Origin of the sequence: Pseudoflavonifractor sp. BSD2780061688st1 E11, from assembly GCF_005844125.1 — a bacterium.
GTDB lineage: Bacteria > Bacillota > Clostridia > Lachnospirales > Lachnospiraceae > Sellimonas > Sellimonas catena.
Window position 1 is genome coordinate 1 of the sequence record NZ_SPHM01000056.1, and the last position, 18417, is coordinate 18417.

Genomic DNA, 18417 nt, shown 5'->3' on the forward strand with positions numbered 1-18417 from the left:
CATAAATCTCTATTTTGTTAGCTGAAATATTGAATTTTCAAGGTGCGAAGCCCATTTAAGGTATGGGAAGTCTTAGTTATCAAATTAAGAGAAAACCCGTCAGTCTCTCAAATGGCGGGTTTTCTCTGTTTATAAGTTGTCTAAAGGAAGAGGGATTATAGGACTGGTTTATATCGTGTTACAAAATGTTGTAAAGTTCGAAATTACGGTTTTTTTAAATTGACTTACATATAAAGTGTTATATTAATTTGCTCTGATTTGACTGAGATTTACTCGAAGCAAATTATATCAGCCGTCAAAGAACTCGGAAATATCAGCATGGAAGATTTTGGGCTATGAATAAGAGAAGTGTAGAATATGGGAGAGTAACATACAGGCAAGGAGTTTTTTTGATGCGATGAGTTTGTTGAGAAAATAAAATGACTTAGAGAAAGAAAAATGGTAAAATAAAAATTAGTAATTCGCGAAAATTACAATATCTATTATGGCAGTATTGTATTATAGAAAAAGGAAAGAGAGAAAATTTAATGGAAAAAGAAATTGATGAACAAAAGGCATTAGAAGAATTGGAAAAAGGTATGAAGAAGCAGAGAAATTATTGAAAAATGAAGACAAGCTGGAAAAATTCTTACAGCGACTAGAAAAGAAATTAAAAATTATTCCAATAGCAGGAGATAAATTGGCAGTTGTTCCAGTGATGGCTTCTTTACTTAAAAATTATGCAAAAAAAGAATATACAGATATTCCGATAGGAACTATTATTGCTATTATAAGTGCATTAACGTATTTTGCATCTCCGATTGACTTAGTACCAGATAGTATTCCTGTTTTGGGATATTTTGACGATGCTGCTGTAGTAGCAGCGTGTTGGAAACTGGTTCAATCAGATGTAGATGAATATGTTGAATGGAGAAAAGAAAATGGGAAAGAAATGGAAGTCTAAAAAGAAATTGAAGAAAGTAATTATTCTAATCGTATTGTGCTTGTTATTGCTATTGATAGTTAGAGCAATATTTATTATGTTTTTCTAAATCATGTATGGAGGACAAAGGAAGAAATGGATGAAAAGCAAAAACAGAATTTTTGGAAAAATATAATTGCAAATAAATGGATAAGGGAAATTTTGTTATTCCTGATATTGATCATAGTTGTAGCAGTAGGTGTACGTATTTTCCTGTATAATGATGAAGAAAAGATAACGGGAGAGTATTTGGGAACTAAGTTGTCCAAAGTAGGAGAATTAACTACTGTTAAGCTAAATTATACAGGCTTTTTACAATACCATGATAAAGGGATTCCAATTTTTAATAGGTCGGATTTCCTTATGACATATGAGGCGAATGCAAGAGTGGGAATTGATTTGGAGAAAGTAAAACCAGAAGTTGATGATGCGAATGAGACAGTATGGTTAACTATTCCTAAGGCGGAGATACAAGATGTTAAGATAGATACATCTACAATCAAATATTATGATAGTGGTTTTGCGTTGTTTAATGTCGATGAAAAGGAAGATGGTAACAAGGCATTGGAGTTGGCAGAAAAAGATGCAAGAGAAGAATTGGGGGAAATGGGTGTGCTAGAGTCAGCAGATGAGCAAGCATTAACACTTATTAAAGGACTTTTGCAAAATACTGTTCCCGCAGATTATAAATTTAAAGTTAAAGAAAATTAGCGAGATAAGGGAACAAGGCGAAGCCGATATGACGCAGGACAGCCCTTTACGAAATGGACACAGTCAGTAGCACCATGATACATAAGAGGGTGTCGCAAAATCACCAGATTAGATGATCGAGCGGCACCCCCGTCTCGCACCTGCACTTTTAGGCATGAAAAGGGAGCTCCTCCATAAATGAATTACTCATCTATTTTGGAACACCCCTTATGCTGCTTTATCAGCAACCCCTCATGAAGAACCCTCTTAAAGCACCCTCATGAAGGTACCCTCTCTTTAAATTTGGATACCCTTGGGCTTTTTTTGGCTTACTCTGAATTTCCTAATATCATCTACTCTTCATCCCGAAAGTGCTCGAGATAATACTGAAATGCGCTGACAATATATTCAGCGGACCCGGTTCCGTGTTTTGTGTCTGTGACAGCCTGAATGTAGTCACCGGAGTAAAGTTCGATGATCAGATCGCAGTAAGATGCATGATCGCAGAACAGCTCCGAAGATGCGGTGTCTCTGGCCCGGGAAATTGCATCCCGGACAAGCTGCTGAACAACATCTGAGGAAACGGGTTCTCCTTTATGAGAGGCGAGTTTGACAAACGGATCTTTCGCTTTCAACTCTTCTGGAATCTGGGCCTGCCACTTCTTCATGATTTCTGAAAAATGTTCCAGATTGTATTTCATTGCCTCAGTGTACGCCTCGACACTGCCGAATTCCTGGACGGCGAGGCGGGCAGCCTGTGCCTCGCTTTTACGGATTTGCTGAATAAACAGGTCGAAATTTTCTTCACTTCCCCAGTAGGTAATAACCTCATCTTTGTGACTGGTTTTGAACTCTTCCAGTGCGCGGAAATATTCAGCAAGATCATATTCTTGGAGATTATCAATCGTATCGCGCTCTTCCAAGCGGGTCAGAAGTTCGATCTGCCGGTCAAGATGCCCTCGTTCAATTAAAAATTGATGTTTTTTCCTGCAAAATGCCGCAGCGCGGTCAGATTTTGCCCCACTCAGAAGTTGCTGAACTTCTTTCAGTGAAAAGTCAAGTTCTTTCAACGTCAGGATCTGCTGGAGTTTTCCAAGGGCCTCTTCGTCGTACAGGCGGTATCCGGATTCCGAGAGGCTGGACGGTTTCAGCAGTCCGATTTCATCATAATATTGCAGTGTTCGTACACTGATTCCACTCAATTTTGCGATCTGACTTATTGTCTTCATGTGCTCCACTCCTTCTATCCCTATCATACCGTATCACGCAGCGTGAGAGTCAAGAATCGAAGCAAAAAAAGCACAGATTTTTAATTGTTTATTATTCTTATGAAAGAAATGCAGAGGCACTTGTAGGAGAAATGAAAGAGGCAATCGACGCCGATGTGCTGAAACTTACCGTGGCAGATGAAAAACCGACGAAAAGCATGTTCCGTTTTGTGTGGGGAGGCGTACAGGTCTACATGAAAAAGAAGCCGCAGCTTGCGCCGTATCAGGTCAATCTGGATGAATATGACAATATCATCATCGGAACTCCGTGCTGATTTGGCACCTATGCGCCGGCAGTCAACACATTTCTGAGTGAAAATCAAATAAAAGGAAAGAAGATCTATCTTCTGGTGTGCAATGGTGGTAATATGAGAAATACATGGAAGAACTTCCATAAGGCGCTGGAAGGAAATGAGATCGTATCAGAGCTTGATCTTGTGTACCCGATCCGTAAAGGAATTCAGGACGCGAAGAACAAGGTGAATCAGTGGATCAAAAAAGCGATAAAATAAGAAGCCGCCGGAAAGGAACAAAAGATGTGCAGCCTGTTTTACATCGATGAGACAATCTTGGAGAAACTAAAAGCGTTCGCAACAGAGACGGACAGCGAAGCCAAAAACGTATGTCCGGGGCGTGATATCCGCCCGACAGAACGGGCGCTGATTCTGAAGTGGAATGGAAAAGGAATCTGTCTTTCCGGTGTAAAATGGGGCTATCCGGGGATTCAAAAGAGCGGCGTGCTGATCAATGCAAGGGCTGAATCCGTTCTGGAGAAAAAGATTTTCGCGGACGGAGTCCGGTATCACCGGGCAGTCATCCCTGTAAGCCATTTTTACGAGTGGAATCAGAGGAAAGAGAAGAATACCTTTGTAAGCCTGGATGGGGAAATCCTTTATCTGGCAGGATTTTTTGATATCATGGAGAATGAGGAACGCTTTGTGATCCTGACGACAGAGGCAAATGCATCGATGAAACCGGTTCATGACCGGATGCCGCTGATTCTAAGACCGGATCAGATCGAGGACTGGCTCCGGGACGAAAAAGCGGCTGAAGCAATGCTGTGCCAGACGCCGGAAGAACTGAAACGACAGGCGGATTACGAGCAGATGACATTGTTTCCGATGTGAGACAGGAAGGAGAAATGTTATGAAAATTGAGATGCACGTCCATACAAGCGAGGGAAGTCCCTGCGCAAAAGCAGATGCAGAGTCGATCGTGAAAGCATATGCTGAAGCGGGATACGATGCGCTTGTGATTACAAATCACTTTGACTCCGTTTTGCTGAACGAGTTTGGAAAGACGGACGAGGAGAAAATAGAACGGTATCTTTTGGGATACAGAAAAGCCAAAGCGGCAGAAGAAAAGTATGGAATTCAGGTTATGCTTGGTGTGGAAATCCGACTGGAACCGAACGAGGAAGATTTCCTGATTTACGGGATCGACGAGGACTTTTTATTCCAACACCCGGATCTTTGTTTTTTAAGTCAGGAAGAAATCTTTCATCTCTGCCATTCCTGCGGGGCGGTATTTTATCAGGCACATCCGTTCCGGGAACCATGTGTACCGCGGGAACCGGAATTCTTAGATGGAGTGGAATACAATCAGCGTCCGAACAGCGGAAATCACAATGAAAAACTGGATGAATGGAGAAAGGCATATCCGGAATTGAAGCTGGTTTCCGGCAGCGACTGTCATGATCTGGATCAGGTGGGATTCGGTGGAATTGAGACAGAGCAGAATGTCCATAATATCAAGGAAGTTGTCGCATTGATGAAGAAAGAAAAAATCCGGCTGATTGTCAGCACAGATTCAAATTGATAGAACGAAAAAAAGAGGCATTTTGCCTCTTTTTCTGCTATTATAATACCACAAAATGGCCCAAAATTCAAGTCTGGCAAACCTTAGCAACCGGTGCTATACTTGGCTCTCAAAATAAAAGGGGGCGTGTGTATGGAAAAAGACTGGATGCAGTTATTGCAAAGACAGAATCAGCTGGCTAAGGTATTGGAGACGAATCAACGGGCAGAACGCTATGGGCTCACATTAAGTGAAGAGGAGGCAGGCCTCATTCTGGAAGAACGGGGAAGGGCATTGAAAGAGCAGAAAAGAGTGGAGTTTGGTGAAGGAATTCTGCCGAAGATCATCGATGAGTTCTGCGACTCGGCGTATCTGGATCAGGAGCATTATGTAGAAACTCTGATCCGGTTGCAGGATATTTTTTATCTGTACAAAAATGAGATGATGGATGAAATCACAGATGACGAGTTGCTTCATTTTATGAAAGAGCAGTACGAAGAAATCTGTTTTGGGGATCTGGATTATCTGGAGAGCACCTGCCTGAGTAATTTTGCCCAGGCAATCCGTGCCGGATACAGCGGTTTCCGGGTATCGGACGGGCGGAATGAGTACGGACAGTTTGATGAAGTAACACGATGGGATCATGAACTGTACATGGAAGCACTGCGGGAACTTTGCTGGAGGTGATGTCTGTGAAGTATGAAATGGAAGAACTGATACCTCTTGTAGGATGGCTGGCGCAAAAATACACATCAGGAGAGAGTACGTCGGTTACTTACGAAAAAGCGGAACAACTGATGGAAGCAGTCCTGTACTGTATTCGGGAAGCAGAGCGGGAGACGGAATATGCGGTGGCGGCACCGGAAAGAATGACAGCGGAGAAAATATACCATATTGGAGCGGAAGCTGTGGAGCGCAAAACAAAAACTGCATTGAAACTTTACCATCAGATCTTACCGGAATTTCATTCCTATGAAAATCAGTGCCTTCAGGACACTATGACAAAAGGAATTCCGGAGTTTTTTAAGTGGTATGATGTCCGGTTTGCACCGCAGGAAACCATTCTGACTTTGGACTATCCGGTGCTGAAAGATTTGTCTGCATACACAGGAATTGACTGCATTTTTCAGTGGCTTGTCTGCATCCAGTATGAACAGCGTTTCCTTCGTCTTTTTCCAGAAAGCAATATCATTTCGATATTGCTCCGGTATGATGAAGAATATCGGGAGAATATCATCAATCTGGCAGAAATTTTCCTTTTCCATTTTGCAGGACATCTCTTTGCAGAGAAGCCATTTACAGGGCAACAGTTTGACAAAACAGATTATAATAAAATTAAAACTGTTTTTCAAAACGAGAGCCGGGAGGATCTGAAAAAAGAATTTAAGCTGGCATTGAAACTGTTTCTGAAAGGTGCCGGGGAAGAAGAGCCTGAGATGTTGTCATATTTAGCTACGGCGTCAGAGGAAATTCTGGTTCGGATGGAAAATGCATCTCAAAATGAAAAACTGGAAGTACTGTTTTAGGGAATGAGGAGAATGAGTATGGTTCTAAAGGAATTTGATCCATCGCAAAAGGCGGTAATCAATGCTGAAGATTTTGTAGATCCGATTGCAGAGATGCCGGAAACTGCCGTGGCATGTTATTCCAGAATTACAATGGAAAGAATGGTTGAAGACGAAGAAAAGAGCAGGGATGCATTTGTGTGGATATGGAATGTTCCGCCAATGCAGCTGCAGCCAGATTCCGGGGAAGAGAACTGTTTCAGTTTTTCTATGCGGCGGATAATCTAGACGCGGAACAATGGGATATAAGAAGTCTTGGCAATGACGCAAAACTGATGGAAAAAGACCGGATTGCCATGATTGCACTAGAACTGGCTGTCCGGATCTGACGGAAAACAGCAGCAGAGGAAATGAGGTGAGAAGAGGCATGAATCTGGAAGAAGCGATGGAGATACTGGATGTGGTGCAGGGCGAGGATAAAGCGAAGATCAGGAAGAAGTACCGCAGCCTGATGCGGAGGTATCATCCGGACGCTCTGGGATCGGACCGGCCGGAACAGATCAGGCGGGTGCAGCAGATGAATGAAGCCTATCACCTTTTGATGAAACAGGAAGTCCCGATCCTGCGGTCTGCACGAAAAAGGCGGAAATGGGAATGGACGGGCACAGTCAATGCGGATGCCTTCTGCGAACGAAATGTCTACCTGCATTACAGTATGGATGTGGAAGGGGAGCCTTTGTATTATCAGGCGGCCCGGGGGAAGTATATGTGGGACCCGGAGGAAGAAGAATTCAGTCTGTTTCTTATAAGCCTCCGTCATGCTGCGAAAGAGCTGCTGGAACAGGTGGAGAGAAGACAGGGGACGTTCCGGGAAGAGGATACCCTGCAAAGCGACCATCGCTTTCAGGTGCAGGCAAAGCTCTTTCATCTTCTCACCCGGCAGTTCATTGATCCGTTGGCGGCGCTGAGAAAAGCGGCAAAGCCGAAGATGATCGATTCGGAGGGAAGGGCGGTTTATCAGTTCCGGGCGTGGGTCGGCGCAGAAGGCTCGGGCGAAGCTTTCCGGGCAACGGGAGAACTGAAAAAAGGAGCTCCCATTTATCCAAAAGCATTTCAGGGACACCGGATTCTCGTAAAGAACCGGGAAGGGAAGGTACTGGGGCATCTGTCCTTTGACGAGGACTACCTGTACTTCTGCCTGATTCCTCTTCTGAAAGAGAAATGCGCCAAGGTCCGGATGCATGTACGGGATGTGAAAGAGAATAGGAGAGGCTGGCCTCACAAGGCGAAAGTGGACGTGGACTTCTATTTCCGGCTGGAACAGGAGCCGCCAAAAGACCGGACTGGAGATCTGAATGAAGAGATCCGGGAGTTACTTCTGGCTTATGAAACAAAACTGATGCAGAGATAGAGAGACTGGACTTCTATCCTGCCATTGAGTAAAATAAGAAGTACGAACCAATGGAAAAGTTTGAGGAAATGGAGTATGGAATTACCACAAAGTATTAGAAATCAAATAGAAGGAAAAGAGTACCAGATCGATAAAACCGGTATGTCCGGCTCCCGGATTTTGCTGTTTTCCGATATGGTGCTGAAAGTGCAAAGGAAAAGCAGGGAAACGGAGCATGAACTGTGTATGATGGAGTGGCTGCAGGACAGACTTCCGGTTCCAGGGATTCTCGCAAAAGAAGAGGCCGGAGAGGAACAGTTTCTGCTGATGAGCAGGCTGGAAGGGGAGATGATGTGTGAGGAGACTAGTGTGAAAGAAAGTAGAGAACAGCCGAAAAATGGTGCACTGAAACAAGCTATTGAAAAATAGCCATTTGAAACAGGGTTGATTTTGTTGAAATACGCTAAGAAACAAGCTGCGACTCTTTTATAAGCCCCTCAGCAATTAAAAGTTTCATAGCCTGTTTGACAGCCTTTTCCTTCTGTTTGTTTTTCAGAGGCTCAGGCATATCAATCTGGTAAAGGTCGGTTGGATTCCAGGCTTCTCCCGTAGACAGCATATGGTAGATAGCCGTGAGGATCATCCGGGCGACCGCAATAATGGCACGCTTCTTACCCCGACGTTTCATGATGCGTTCATATTTGGCTTTGTAATAAGGAGATTTGTTGGATTTCACGGCTGCATGGGCAACTTGTACCAATGCAGGTTTAAGGTAGACGCCGGCACGTGTGATCCGGACAGATTTCTTCTTACCGGCTGACTCATTATTACCGGGAGTCAGGCCAGCCCAGCAGCATAAACGTTTGGAGTTTGAAAACTGTGTCATATCCGTACCAATCTCAGAGATAATCGTGATCGCGCTGCTGCGGTCTACTCCGGGGATGGTACACAGTAACTGGACAGCATTTTCATAAGGTTCAACCAACGAATCAATCATAGAGTCTATATCTGAAATCGTGGATGTGATATAATCCATGTGTGCGTGGACGAGGCGCATGCGATATTTTTGGGCGTCAGTCATCTGATAACCTTCGATGGACTCAATGACACTCTCGGACTTCTTCTTAAGCGAACGAAGCAGTCTGGAGGATATTTCTTCGTGGTTGATGGAATTGTCGGACTGTTCGAGAAGGTAATCGATCACAGAGGTGGCTGATTTCCCGAAAATATCGGAAACAACCGAATCTAATGCGACATTACAGACGGTAAGCGCATTCTGAAACCGATTTTTCTCGCTGCTTCTGCAGGAAGTCAGTTTATACCGGTATCTCGCAAACTCTCTGAGAATACGGATTGGTTTGCACGGTATATAGCTTCCCGGCACAAGCCCCAGTCTGAACAGATCCCCAATCCATTTGGAATCCTTGGTATCATCCTTGTTCCCTTTGACAGCTTTGACCCATTTGGGGTTGGCGATAGTGACGTTTAATTCGTCTTCCAGAAGGTTAAACACAGGAATCCAATATTTACCGGTAGATTCCATACAGACATCACGACAGGAATTATCCAACAGCCACTTTTTAAACTCAAGAATGGAGTTGTTGAAGGTGGAGAAACGTTTCTTCTGATAAGAAGGCTGAACTCCGGAAGTGGTTTTGATGATGGTGGCAACGAGAAAAGATTTGTGGACATCGACGCCACAGCAGGTTTGATAAACAACTTTCATAGACAAAAGCTCCTTTCTGAAAAATAGAGAGAAGCCATTGACTGAACCACCACACATTTAACAAGAGTTAAAACAATTCTTAGTGTACGGTCTAACAGAGCCACTTATTTGTGCTTGCAAGGTGGAACTTACACTGATTTACATGCTGTCTAAAACGAGAGAGTTTTTACGACTCCTCCTCCCGTGTTTTGTAGTATAGCTTCTCGCTTTCAATATAAAGCAAAAGACAGAGGAAGTCGAAACTTTCATTACTATTTGTGCCGCCAACTGAAAGGCGGCGGAATGGAGACTTACATGGGAAATCCTGTTCTTCAGACAAAGGTGCTGGCAGAAGGATTAAAAAGACTGTGGGCAGTGGATCTTTCCGGATGTCCGGCCGACTGCCGGCTCGATCACAAGCTGATGCGGGCGGCAGAGCAGGTGGAACAGGGGCTGGTAGATCTTGACAATGTAGAGCCGGATACATTTGGCCCGGAGGGATTTCGCGGTCCGAAAGAACTTCTGGACTGGCTTTTCGGAAACCGGCCGGAGGAAGAAGCAGTTCTCTCCCACGGCGATTACTGCCTGCCAAATGTATTTGGAAAAGGAGACCGTTTGACAGGCTATCTTGATCTTGGACGGGCAGGGATTGCAGATAAATGGTGCGACATCGCACTTTGTTACCGGAGCCTTTCCCAGAATTACAGCGGAAGATTTCACGGGAAAGCGTATTCCGGTTATGACGATCTTTTGTTGTTCAAGGAACTTGGAATTGCACCGGACTGGGAGAAGATCCGGTATTATATTTTGCTGGATGAATTGTTTTAGTATAGAGAAAAGCGGAATCGAAGGAGGAGGCTGCATATGATTGGAGCAGAATTGGCAAATTTCCGGGATCTGGGAGGACTCCGGACAAAGGATGGAAGAGAAGTTGCACCAAAGCGGCTGCTGCGGTGCGGAGATATGTCTGAACTGACCGGGGAGACGATCCGTAGCTTACAGGAAGAGTATCACGTGGTCAATGTGGTTGATCTTCGGACAGCAGAAGAGCGGGGAAAGGCACCGGACTGCGAAGTACCGGGAGCCAGGGCGTATGTACTTGATTTCTTCCCGGGAGAGAAGCTGATGGGAAGAGGACAGGCGACAGGAAGCAGGGAACAGTTGATGAACATGCAGAACGCACAGCTGCTCCATGACTATATGAAAAAGCTGTATGGGGAATTTATTACGACCCGGACCGCCAGAGACGCGATCCGCAGTTTTGTGCAGATCCTGCTTGAGACAGAAGAAGGAGCGACTGTCTTTCACTGCTTTGCCGGAAAAGACCGGACAGGCATTTCAGCAGCAGTGATTCTGACGATTCTGGGAGTGCCTCGGGATACGATCATGGAAGATTATATGGAAACAAACCATATGCGGGCGGCAGCCAATCAGGTGATTCTGGACGGCCTGAGACAAAAATGTGCATCTGAAGAGATGCTTAAAGCAGTGGAGACAGCGTTGAGTGTGGACCAGGACTATCTTTGCACAAGTTTTGAAACCGCGCACCGGGAATATGGTTCCTTTGAGAATTACATCGAAACCGGACTTGGAATAGGACAGGAAGAACAGAAACGCTTAAAGGAATTGTATTTGGTTAGAACGTGTGCGCTTTAGATCATATGTGAGGGGGAAAAGATGGATCAGAAATTGAAATTTCCAGATTATGAAAACGGACTGGCCAATCTGGCGCAGTCAGTCTTAAAGAATTTTGGAATCCGTGAAAAAGGGCAAAAGACACTTGCGTGTGTGGATACGTTTCTGGAAAAGGAGTACGAAAATATTGTCGTATTTCTTCTGGATGGAATGGGAAGCAGGATCATGGAGAAAAATCTGGAGGAGACCGGATTTTTTAGGAGCCACATGAAATGTTCCTACAGCTCGGTATTTCCGCCGACTACGGTGGCGGCGACCACATCTATCAGAAGTGGACTGAAGCCGTGTGAGCACGGATGGCTTGGCTGGGACTGTTATTATCCGTGGATTGATCAGAATGTTACGGTTTTCACCAACATGAAGACAGGAACCAGTATTCCGGCAGCAGATTATAATGTGGCTGAGAAGTATTGCGGATACGAGACAGTCGTGGAGAGAATTAACCGCCGCGGCGGGGAGGCTTATGAAGTTATGCCGTTTGCAGAGCCGTTTCCAAAGACCATGGAAGAAATCTGCGGACAGGTTGAAATGCTGTGTAGAAAGCCTGGAAAGAAATATATTTATGCGTACTGGAACGAACCGGACAGCACCATGCATGAGACCGGATGCTACAGCAGCCAGACAAAACAGATTATGCAGAAACTGGAACAGCAGGTCCAGGCTTTAAGTGATAAGCTGGAGAAAACGCTTCTGATCGTGACGGCAGACCATGGGCTGGTGGATACACAAAATGTTTCCATTACCGATTATCCGGAGATCATGGACTGTCTGGTGCGGATGCCGTCTATCGAGCCGAGGGCGCTGAACCTGTTTGTGAAAGAAGAGAAAAAAGAACAGTTTGAGAAAGCGTTTCAGGACGCTTTCGGAGAGGAGTTTCTTCTGCTGACAAAGGAACAGGTGCTGGAAAGAAAGCTTTTCGGCACTGGAGCCGAACATCCGGATTTCCGGGAAATGCTGGGAGACTATCTGGCAGTCGGAACCGGGGAGCTGACAATCTTTTCCTCCCGGGAAGAAGCAGACTTTTTTGTCGGAGTCCATGCAGGACTGCGGGAAGAAGAGATGCTGATTCCGCTGATTGTGATGGAAAATGCGTAGTATTTGCAGATAGATGGAAGAGAGAAGAAACAGAAAGGACATCTTTCGGAAAATGGATTCCGGAGATGTCCTTTTTCGTTGGAAAAAAAGAAAAATGAATAAGAGTTTGCATTTTGACAAACCAGACTTCCAATGCTATTTTTAAATAAAATTCGGCAAAACAAAAAAATGCCGAAAAAAATAAAATGATTCGGAGCGAAAGAGAGGTGGAACATGGATAAATCAATGAATATTCCTGACGATCAGATGATTGTTTCTCTGGAAGAGCTAAAAGAGCAGGGACTTTCCTATTACAAAATTAATAAGCTGACGTCAGAAGGAAGGCTAAGTAAACTGAATAATAAATTCTATGAAAACATGAACTATCGAGGAACAGAGTCGGATTTTTATTATGCCTACGCTTATGCGCCTTCGGGAGTGATATGTCTCTTGAGTGCGGCAGTCTATTATGGGCTTTCTTCTTTTAGTCCGGATGCGATAAATGTAGCACTCAGAAGAAAGGCAAAAATCAGTGCTTTGCCCGAGTGGCCGGAAATTCATATCAGTTATTTTACTGATGAACGGTTTGAACTTGGAATTCGTACAGTAGAGGAAGGGAAGAACCGTTTTAGGATCTATGATATAGAAAAAACGGTTGCTGATACGGTTTTTTACAGAGAAAAAGTGGGAATTGAAGAGACGAAAGAGATTCTTACAAACTATCTGAGCCGGAGAGAAAGGAACCTGAATCGGCTCGTCAAATATGCGGAAACTTTGAAATGCGGTGAGATTCTTAATAATTATTTGGAGGTACTAGTGTGATAAATTCGGATCAATCTCCAGCTCCGAAAATCATTTCCAATCAAGGCAGGGGATGAACAGATCTGAAAAATCATAGAACCGCGCTGTAAACAGGCCGGGGATTCTGGCATAAGATTTACGGAATATGGAGGGAAAAGAATGGACAGTGCTTATTGGAAGGAACAAGAGAAGTATTTAAAGCTGACAAGGAAGCATATGTGAAATGAAGATTATTTTGCCTTTCTCGTACAGTCGGTATGGAAGCTGAAACCAGATGCAGACATTTTAGATCTGGGATGTGGATACGGGGATCTTTGTGCAAGGCTTCTGCCTCTGCTCTCAGAGAAAAGCACGTATACTGGAGTGGATTTCTGCCGGGAACTGCTTGAGGAAGGACGGAAAAGATTTTGGTCAGAGTCGGCATGAAGATTCCAGTCTATATGGAGCGGTTGGGACTGCAAAATGTCGGAGTACGGGTTAATGATTATGTTGAATTTATCAGCCTAGGTCAGGACGGTGAGGAGTATACAGAACATCTGGCAGCGTTTGGAGAAACAACGTCAGAAAACGATGGAAAACATTCTGTCGTCTCAGCAAAGTGTCATCTGATTTCCTTCGGAAGAAAAAAATGATATAATCAAAGAACGATTATAGAAGCAAGGAGAAACAGACCATGAGAATATTTTTGTGCGGTGGAGGAGACGGCGTTCAGACAAAAGACGCCTGCCGGCGTCTGAACGATGTGATTGATCATACAAAACCGATATTGTATCTTCCGTTTGCCATGGAAAATGCGGACTATGACAGCTGCCACGAGTGGGTTCTGGGCGAGCTTCGGTGTGTGGATGTGCCGGATATCGAGATGGTTAAAAGCGCGGAGGAACTGGACGGGACAAATGTGGAAAACTACAGCGCGATTTTTATTGGCGGTGGAAACACATATAAATTATTGAACGATTTGAAAGCAAGCGGAAGTTTTGAGAAAATCAAAGCATATATCGAACAGGACGACATTGTCTTCGGCGGAAGCGCAGGCGCGATTATCTTTGGATATGATATCGAAAGCTGTGCGGCTATGGATCAGAATAAAGTGGGGCTGAAAGATACGAAAGGATTTGATGCCCTGAGCGGATATTCGGTGTTTGCGCATTATACGAATGGAAGTTCAAGACTGACAGAGCAGGAGAACCGGGAGCGGACAGAAAGATATACAGAAAAACTGCTCCGGTATTCGCAGGAACGTGGTCCGGTCATTGCCATGCCGGAAGAAGATACCCTGTTTCTGAATGGAGATCATTTTGAAATGATCGGAAGCAGGCCGTATTATTGTTTTGAAGGGGGAAAAAGAAGGGAAATGATTCCGTAGACAGGATGCGAGACCAGACAAGAAATATAACAGCAGGAGGTAACAGCCATGGTAAAAGTTCGTTTTTATGATGAAGTGGAAGATTCCCTTTTAAAATTTGCTGTGATGATTGCGCGGCATGATGGAAAATGGGTGTTTTGCAAACACCGGAAACGGGAAACATACGAGGTGCCGGGAGGACACCGGGAGCCCGGAGAGAAGATAGACGAAACGGCAGGAAGAGAGCTTTATGAGGAGACCGGAGCGTTGGATTTCGATCTTGACCGGGTCTGTGTGTATTCGGTAACCTCAGTGGACGAGGAGGGAAAAGAAGGGGAAGAAACATACGGGATGCTCTACACGGCAGAAATCAGGAAGTTTGAGAAGGAGCTTCACAGCGAGATTGAAAAGATCCTGATTACAAAGGATCTGCCGGAAAAATGGACCTATCCGGAAATTCAGCCGGTTTTGATGAGAGAAGCAAAAATACGGCGGGGAGGGTATCACGATGAGTAGGAAGAGAAAAAAGACAGCCGAATTCAGATACTACCGGATGCCGGAAAAGAGGACAATTATAGCGCTTCTAGGGGAAAAATGGCAGCAGAATTACGGAAGGAATATTGATTATCTGCATTTTCATAATTTCCTGGAGATAGGTTACTGTTACGAAGGCAGAGGATCGATGATACTGGGGACAGAAGAATATCTTTTCAGAGGAGGAGAATTTACTGTGATCCCGAAAAATTATCTGCATACAACGAACAGCGAGCCGGGAAATATCAGTACGTGGGAATATCTGTTTGTCGATGTGGAACAATTGTTGAGAAAGCTGGTTTCGGGAGCGCCGGGATATGTAGACCAGATGATTCAGGCGATTAATCAGAAAGCAGTTTTTGCAAAGGGAAACGAAATGCCTTATCTTGCGGAGCTCTTGAAGCGTATTCTGGATACGATGCGGGAAGGGAAGATGTTCTATCTCGAGGAGGCGGAAGGGATGATGCTGGCATTTCTATCGGAGATTGCCAGAAAAAATATCGCCTTTTTTGATCAGCCGGGCGGAGGAGTCCGTGAGGAAGCAAGGATGAACAATCTCATTTACCGGTCCTTGGATTATATCAGCGATCACTACCATGAGCGGATGAAAGTCAGTGATATTGCAGCGCAGATTCATATCAGCGAAACACATTTCCGCCGTGTGTTTTCCCAGTGTATGGGGATGAGTCCTCTGGAATATATCAATCTGGTCAGAATCCAGTCGGCATGCGAGTACCTGAGAAAGACGGATGAACCGATTGCGACGATTGCGGGAAAATGCGGATATTTCACAAGTTCGACCTTTAACCGGAACTTTCAGAAGATTATGGGGATGGCGCCGGAGGAGTGGAAAAAGAGACCGGAAAATTACGAACAGCAGATTCTGCAGTTTAATGTGCGGTCAGAGGAAGGGTGGTAAAAATGTACAGTACAAAGATTATAAAACAGGTGAAAAGGAAGAAAAAACCGGGCACGGGAGTACTGAAAATATTGATGATCTTGTTTGGAGTTCTGTTTGTTCTGATGGGCATCGTGTTTTCAAGGGGATTTATGCTCCCGGGCTTCCTGCTGATTTGTCTTTACTTTGCCTTTGATATGTTCAGCCAGAAGGAATATGAATATACTATGGAAGGAAATCAGTTTACGATTGATGTGATTATCGGGAAAAAGCACCGGAGAAATGCCCATGAGCTGGATTTGAATCAGCTGGAAGTGGTGGCGCCGAACTGGCATGAAAAGGTGGCAAAGTACCGTATTAAAGGAGGAACGGAACGTCTGGCAAAGTATGACTATACCTCTTATGATGATGAAATTCCGTACTACACCATGATCATTGGTGATGGGAGAGAAAAGATCAAGATTCTTCTGGACTTGAACGAGGAAATGCTCCGTACTATGAAAAACATGTTTCCTGACAGGGTCTTTTTTGCATAAAAAGGGGGTTCAGAGGATAAAAGAGACAAAAACAGAAGGTAAATATGCAAAAAAAAAGTGCATTTTTGGCAGAATGGACAAATGAAATGGAGCTGATGCTGAAAAAAACAGAGAAAAGGGTGTACCGATCGAACAAAAAAATAACGGAAAAACAAAAAAAACGGGGCGAATGGCACAAAAATGATCGAAAATGCATAATTTATATACGAATCTGCAAACATTTCATGGAGATGTCTTGATATAATACTTTCAGAAGATGTTCGAAAGACTGGACGGACATGAAAAAGGAGGAGGTATTTATTATGAAAAGAAAGTTGATTTCAGCATTACTGGTTAGTGCCATGACAATTTCTCTTGCAGCATGTGGTACTGGCGGAGGATCTTCAGACGGAGGAGAAGGCGGTGGATCCGGTTCTTCAGAAGGTGGCCACAAACTGACTGTATACGCATGGGACCCGGCATTCAATATTCCGGCTATTCAGGCGGCGGCAGACGACTATAAGGAAAATGTAGATTCTGAATTCGAACTTGAGATTTTGGAACAGGCTTCTTCCGAAGATGTGGAGACAGCAATTACAACAGCAGGTTCTTCTGGAGACTACTCCAACCTTCCTGATATCGTGCTTTTCCAGGATCACTACATTCAGAGATATGTAGCTGACTATCCGGATGCATGGACACCACTCGGAGATGTTGACATTAACTGGGATGATTTTGCAGCTGAGAAACTGGACTACTCCACAATCGACGGAGAGCACTATGGAGTACCGGTAGACAATGGTACCGTTGTTGCGGCATACCGTACAGACCTTCTGGAGCAGGCAGGATACACAATTGATGACCTGACAGGATGTACATGGGACGAATTTATTGAAATCGGTAAAGCAGTATATGACGCAACAGGAAAAGCTCTGCTTTGTATGAACAGCGATGGAAACGACCTTCCATATATCATGCTTCAGGCAGAAGGCGTATCCCAGTTCAAAGATGGAAAACCTTACATTACAGAAAATGAAACACTCGTAACAATCGTTGAGAAGCTTGTTGAAATGGCAAAAGAAAACGTGCTTCTTATGCCAAACAGCTGGTCTGACTACACAGACAAAGCAATCCAGGGTGACCAGGTTGCAGGTGTCATGAATGGTAACTGGATCATTCCTACAATCGAAAAAGTAAAAGCGAACAGCGGTAAATGGGCTATCACAAGCATGCCGACACTGGAAGGCGGAGAAGGATATGCAAGTAACGGAGGCTCTTCTCTGTACATCACATCCAACTGCCAGAATGTTGACCTTGCCAAGGACTTCCTTTCCTACACATTCGGAGGAAGCACAACAACATATGACAATGCACTGAAAAAGGGCGGTGTGATTTCTACATACGCACCGGCAGGTGAGACAGAAGTTTACAACGAAGGTGTAGAATACTTCAACAACCAGCCGATCTACGCTGACATCGTTGAAATGGGAACACACGTACAGACTGTTGAACAGAGTGACTATCACTACTCCGCACGTAACTACATCGGATCTGCGATCGTAAATATCATCAATGGTGCAGACACGATGGATGCACTGCAGGAAGCAGAAGATCAGTTGAACTTCGAGATGGGCAACTAATCTTCTTAATTGAAAGAGAGTGAACAGTAACGGGGAACGAGTTTTCGTTCCTCGTTATTCGAAATTAGTGTAAGGGAGGGGCTCAAGTGAAACAGAAAAAAAAGATGAGCTTACTTGCCAAGCAGTCAGCGGCCGGCTGGATATTTTTAACTCCGGCGGCTTTGTTGATTGCGGTCATGGCATTCTGGCCGATGATTCAGGCTTTTATCATGTCACTGCAGACCGGTTCCAGTGCAAACATGCAGTGGTCCGAACCGATCTTTAACAACTACACCAGAATGTTTCAGGATAAGCTGTTCCTGAGATCAGTCGGAAATACATTTTTGTACCTGATTATTCAGGTGCCGATCATGCTGATTCTTGCAATCTTGCTGGCGCAGCTTCTGAATAACAAGCATCTGAGATTAAAGGGATTTTTCCGTACATGTATCTTTCTTCCTTGTGCGACATCCCTTGTATCCTACTCTTTGATTTTTAAATCCTTGTTTGCAACAGACGGACTGATCAACTCCGTTCTTGTTCCTTTATAGGAAATTGCGTTTTTGGAGCAGTCAAAAAAAGAACGCATGTTCATCGAACATATGTTAGATAAACATGCG

The 18417-nt window shown here is 44.3% G+C and carries 24 protein-coding genes; 22 read left to right on the plus strand and 2 right to left on the minus strand.

Translation table 11 applies throughout. The annotated features are described in order from the left end of the window. Nucleotides 1-598: 598 nt before the first annotated feature. Together FGQ85_RS18630 and FGQ85_RS16580 are read left to right on the plus strand one after the other, a co-directional pair. Nucleotides 599-943 carry a YkvA family protein gene (locus FGQ85_RS18630; protein WP_243128593.1) on the plus strand — a complete coding sequence of 115 codons (345 nt, stop codon included), beginning with the start codon at nt 599-601 and terminating at the stop codon, nt 941-943. A 114-nt stretch (nt 944-1057) separates the two neighbouring features. Beyond that, nucleotides 1058-1672: a DUF4230 domain-containing protein gene (locus FGQ85_RS16580; protein WP_138374015.1), complete on the plus strand. Its 615-nt coding sequence runs from the start codon at nt 1058-1060 to the stop codon at nt 1670-1672. A 332-nt stretch (nt 1673-2004) separates the two neighbouring features. On the opposite strand, the gene FGQ85_RS16585 is transcribed toward FGQ85_RS16580, so the two are convergent. Further along, on the minus strand, nt 2005-2880 hold the full coding sequence (locus FGQ85_RS16585) for a MerR family transcriptional regulator (RefSeq protein WP_138374016.1): 876 nt from the start codon (nt 2878-2880) through the stop codon (nt 2005-2007). A 131-nt stretch (nt 2881-3011) separates the two neighbouring features. On the opposite strand from FGQ85_RS16585, the gene FGQ85_RS16590 reads away from it, so the two are divergent. The 9 genes from FGQ85_RS16590 (at nt 3012) to FGQ85_RS16625 (ending at nt 8040) form a co-directional block, all read left to right on the plus strand. After that, nucleotides 3012-3194 carry a hypothetical protein gene (locus FGQ85_RS16590; protein ID WP_138374017.1) on the plus strand — a complete coding sequence of 61 codons (183 nt, stop codon included), beginning with the start codon at nt 3012-3014 and terminating at the stop codon, nt 3192-3194. A gap of 93 nt (nt 3195-3287) precedes the next feature. Next, nucleotides 3288-3431: a hypothetical protein gene (locus tag FGQ85_RS18515; RefSeq protein WP_171028001.1), complete on the plus strand. Its 144-nt coding sequence runs from the start codon at nt 3288-3290 to the stop codon at nt 3429-3431. 24 nt (nt 3432-3455) lie between these two features. Then, entirely contained in the window at nt 3456-4046 is a 591-nt protein-coding gene (locus FGQ85_RS16595; RefSeq protein ID WP_138374018.1) for an SOS response-associated peptidase family protein, read from the plus strand. A 19-nt stretch (nt 4047-4065) separates the two neighbouring features. Next, complete coding sequence (locus FGQ85_RS16600) at nt 4066-4737, plus strand: PHP domain-containing protein (protein ID WP_138374019.1); 672 nt, start codon at nt 4066-4068, stop codon at nt 4735-4737. Nucleotides 4738-4869: 132 nt separating this feature from the next. After that, a complete protein-coding gene (locus FGQ85_RS16605) occupies nt 4870-5403 on the plus strand; it encodes a DUF6323 family protein (protein ID WP_138374020.1) in 534 nt (177 codons plus the stop codon). Nucleotides 5404-5408: 5 nt separating this feature from the next. After that, a complete protein-coding gene (locus FGQ85_RS16610; protein WP_138374021.1) occupies nt 5409-6242 on the plus strand; it encodes a DUF6179 domain-containing protein in 834 nt (277 codons plus the stop codon). 185 nt (nt 6243-6427) lie between these two features. Continuing rightward, complete coding sequence (locus FGQ85_RS18635; RefSeq protein ID WP_207666170.1) at nt 6428-6610, plus strand: hypothetical protein; 183 nt, start codon at nt 6428-6430, stop codon at nt 6608-6610. 38 nt (nt 6611-6648) lie between these two features. Further along, a complete protein-coding gene (locus FGQ85_RS16620; protein ID WP_087168970.1) occupies nt 6649-7632 on the plus strand; it encodes a J domain-containing protein in 984 nt (327 codons plus the stop codon). A gap of 75 nt (nt 7633-7707) precedes the next feature. Then, nucleotides 7708-8040 (plus strand): hypothetical protein, encoded by a 333-nt coding sequence (locus tag FGQ85_RS16625; RefSeq protein ID WP_138374022.1) that lies wholly within the window; start codon nt 7708-7710, stop codon nt 8038-8040. A 34-nt stretch (nt 8041-8074) separates the two neighbouring features. Here the strand turns inward: FGQ85_RS16625 and FGQ85_RS16630 are convergent, their stop codons facing one another. Then, on the minus strand, nt 8075-9337 hold the full coding sequence (locus FGQ85_RS16630; protein ID WP_138374023.1) for an IS110 family transposase: 1263 nt from the start codon (nt 9335-9337) through the stop codon (nt 8075-8077). A 183-nt stretch (nt 9338-9520) separates the two neighbouring features. Here FGQ85_RS16630 and FGQ85_RS16635 point away from each other — a divergent pair, with 183 nt between their 5' ends. The 11 genes from FGQ85_RS16635 (at nt 9521) to FGQ85_RS16690 (ending at nt 18348) form a co-directional block, all read left to right on the plus strand. Beyond that, nucleotides 9521-10144: a phosphotransferase gene (locus FGQ85_RS16635; protein ID WP_279233668.1), complete on the plus strand. Its 624-nt coding sequence runs from the start codon at nt 9521-9523 to the stop codon at nt 10142-10144. Between the two features lie 36 nt (nt 10145-10180). Then, complete coding sequence (locus FGQ85_RS16640; protein WP_087168972.1) at nt 10181-10972, plus strand: tyrosine-protein phosphatase; 792 nt, start codon at nt 10181-10183, stop codon at nt 10970-10972. A 21-nt stretch (nt 10973-10993) separates the two neighbouring features. Further along, on the plus strand, nt 10994-12106 hold the full coding sequence (locus tag FGQ85_RS16645) for an alkaline phosphatase family protein (protein WP_138374025.1): 1113 nt from the start codon (nt 10994-10996) through the stop codon (nt 12104-12106). Nucleotides 12107-12319: 213 nt separating this feature from the next. Then, the gene (locus FGQ85_RS16650; RefSeq protein WP_138374026.1) at nt 12320-12907 is read left to right on the plus strand and encodes a hypothetical protein; all 588 of its coding nucleotides are present in this window, start codon (nt 12320-12322) and stop codon (nt 12905-12907) included. 386 nt (nt 12908-13293) lie between these two features. Continuing rightward, the gene (locus FGQ85_RS16660; RefSeq protein WP_138374027.1) at nt 13294-13518 is read left to right on the plus strand and encodes a hypothetical protein; all 225 of its coding nucleotides are present in this window, start codon (nt 13294-13296) and stop codon (nt 13516-13518) included. 41 nt (nt 13519-13559) lie between these two features. After that, on the plus strand, nt 13560-14252 hold the full coding sequence (locus tag FGQ85_RS16665) for a Type 1 glutamine amidotransferase-like domain-containing protein (protein WP_138374028.1): 693 nt from the start codon (nt 13560-13562) through the stop codon (nt 14250-14252). Nucleotides 14253-14300: 48 nt separating this feature from the next. After that, nucleotides 14301-14747, plus strand: coding sequence for an NUDIX domain-containing protein (locus FGQ85_RS16670; protein WP_087168976.1), 447 nt, complete (start codon nt 14301-14303; stop codon nt 14745-14747). Next, on the plus strand, nt 14740-15684 hold the full coding sequence (locus FGQ85_RS16675; RefSeq protein WP_138374029.1) for an AraC family transcriptional regulator: 945 nt from the start codon (nt 14740-14742) through the stop codon (nt 15682-15684). The genes FGQ85_RS16670 and FGQ85_RS16675 overlap by 8 nt, the downstream gene beginning before the upstream one ends. Nucleotides 15685-15686: 2 nt before the next feature. Then, nucleotides 15687-16199 (plus strand): hypothetical protein, encoded by a 513-nt coding sequence (locus FGQ85_RS16680; protein ID WP_138374030.1) that lies wholly within the window; start codon nt 15687-15689, stop codon nt 16197-16199. Between the two features lie 302 nt (nt 16200-16501). Then, on the plus strand, nt 16502-17818 hold the full coding sequence (locus FGQ85_RS16685; RefSeq protein ID WP_138374031.1) for an extracellular solute-binding protein: 1317 nt from the start codon (nt 16502-16504) through the stop codon (nt 17816-17818). Between the two features lie 86 nt (nt 17819-17904). Further along, nucleotides 17905-18348, plus strand: a complete 444-nt coding sequence (locus tag FGQ85_RS16690; protein WP_347563112.1) for a sugar ABC transporter permease — start codon at nt 17905-17907, stop codon at nt 18346-18348. The last annotated feature ends 69 nt before the right edge of the window (nt 18349-18417 follow it).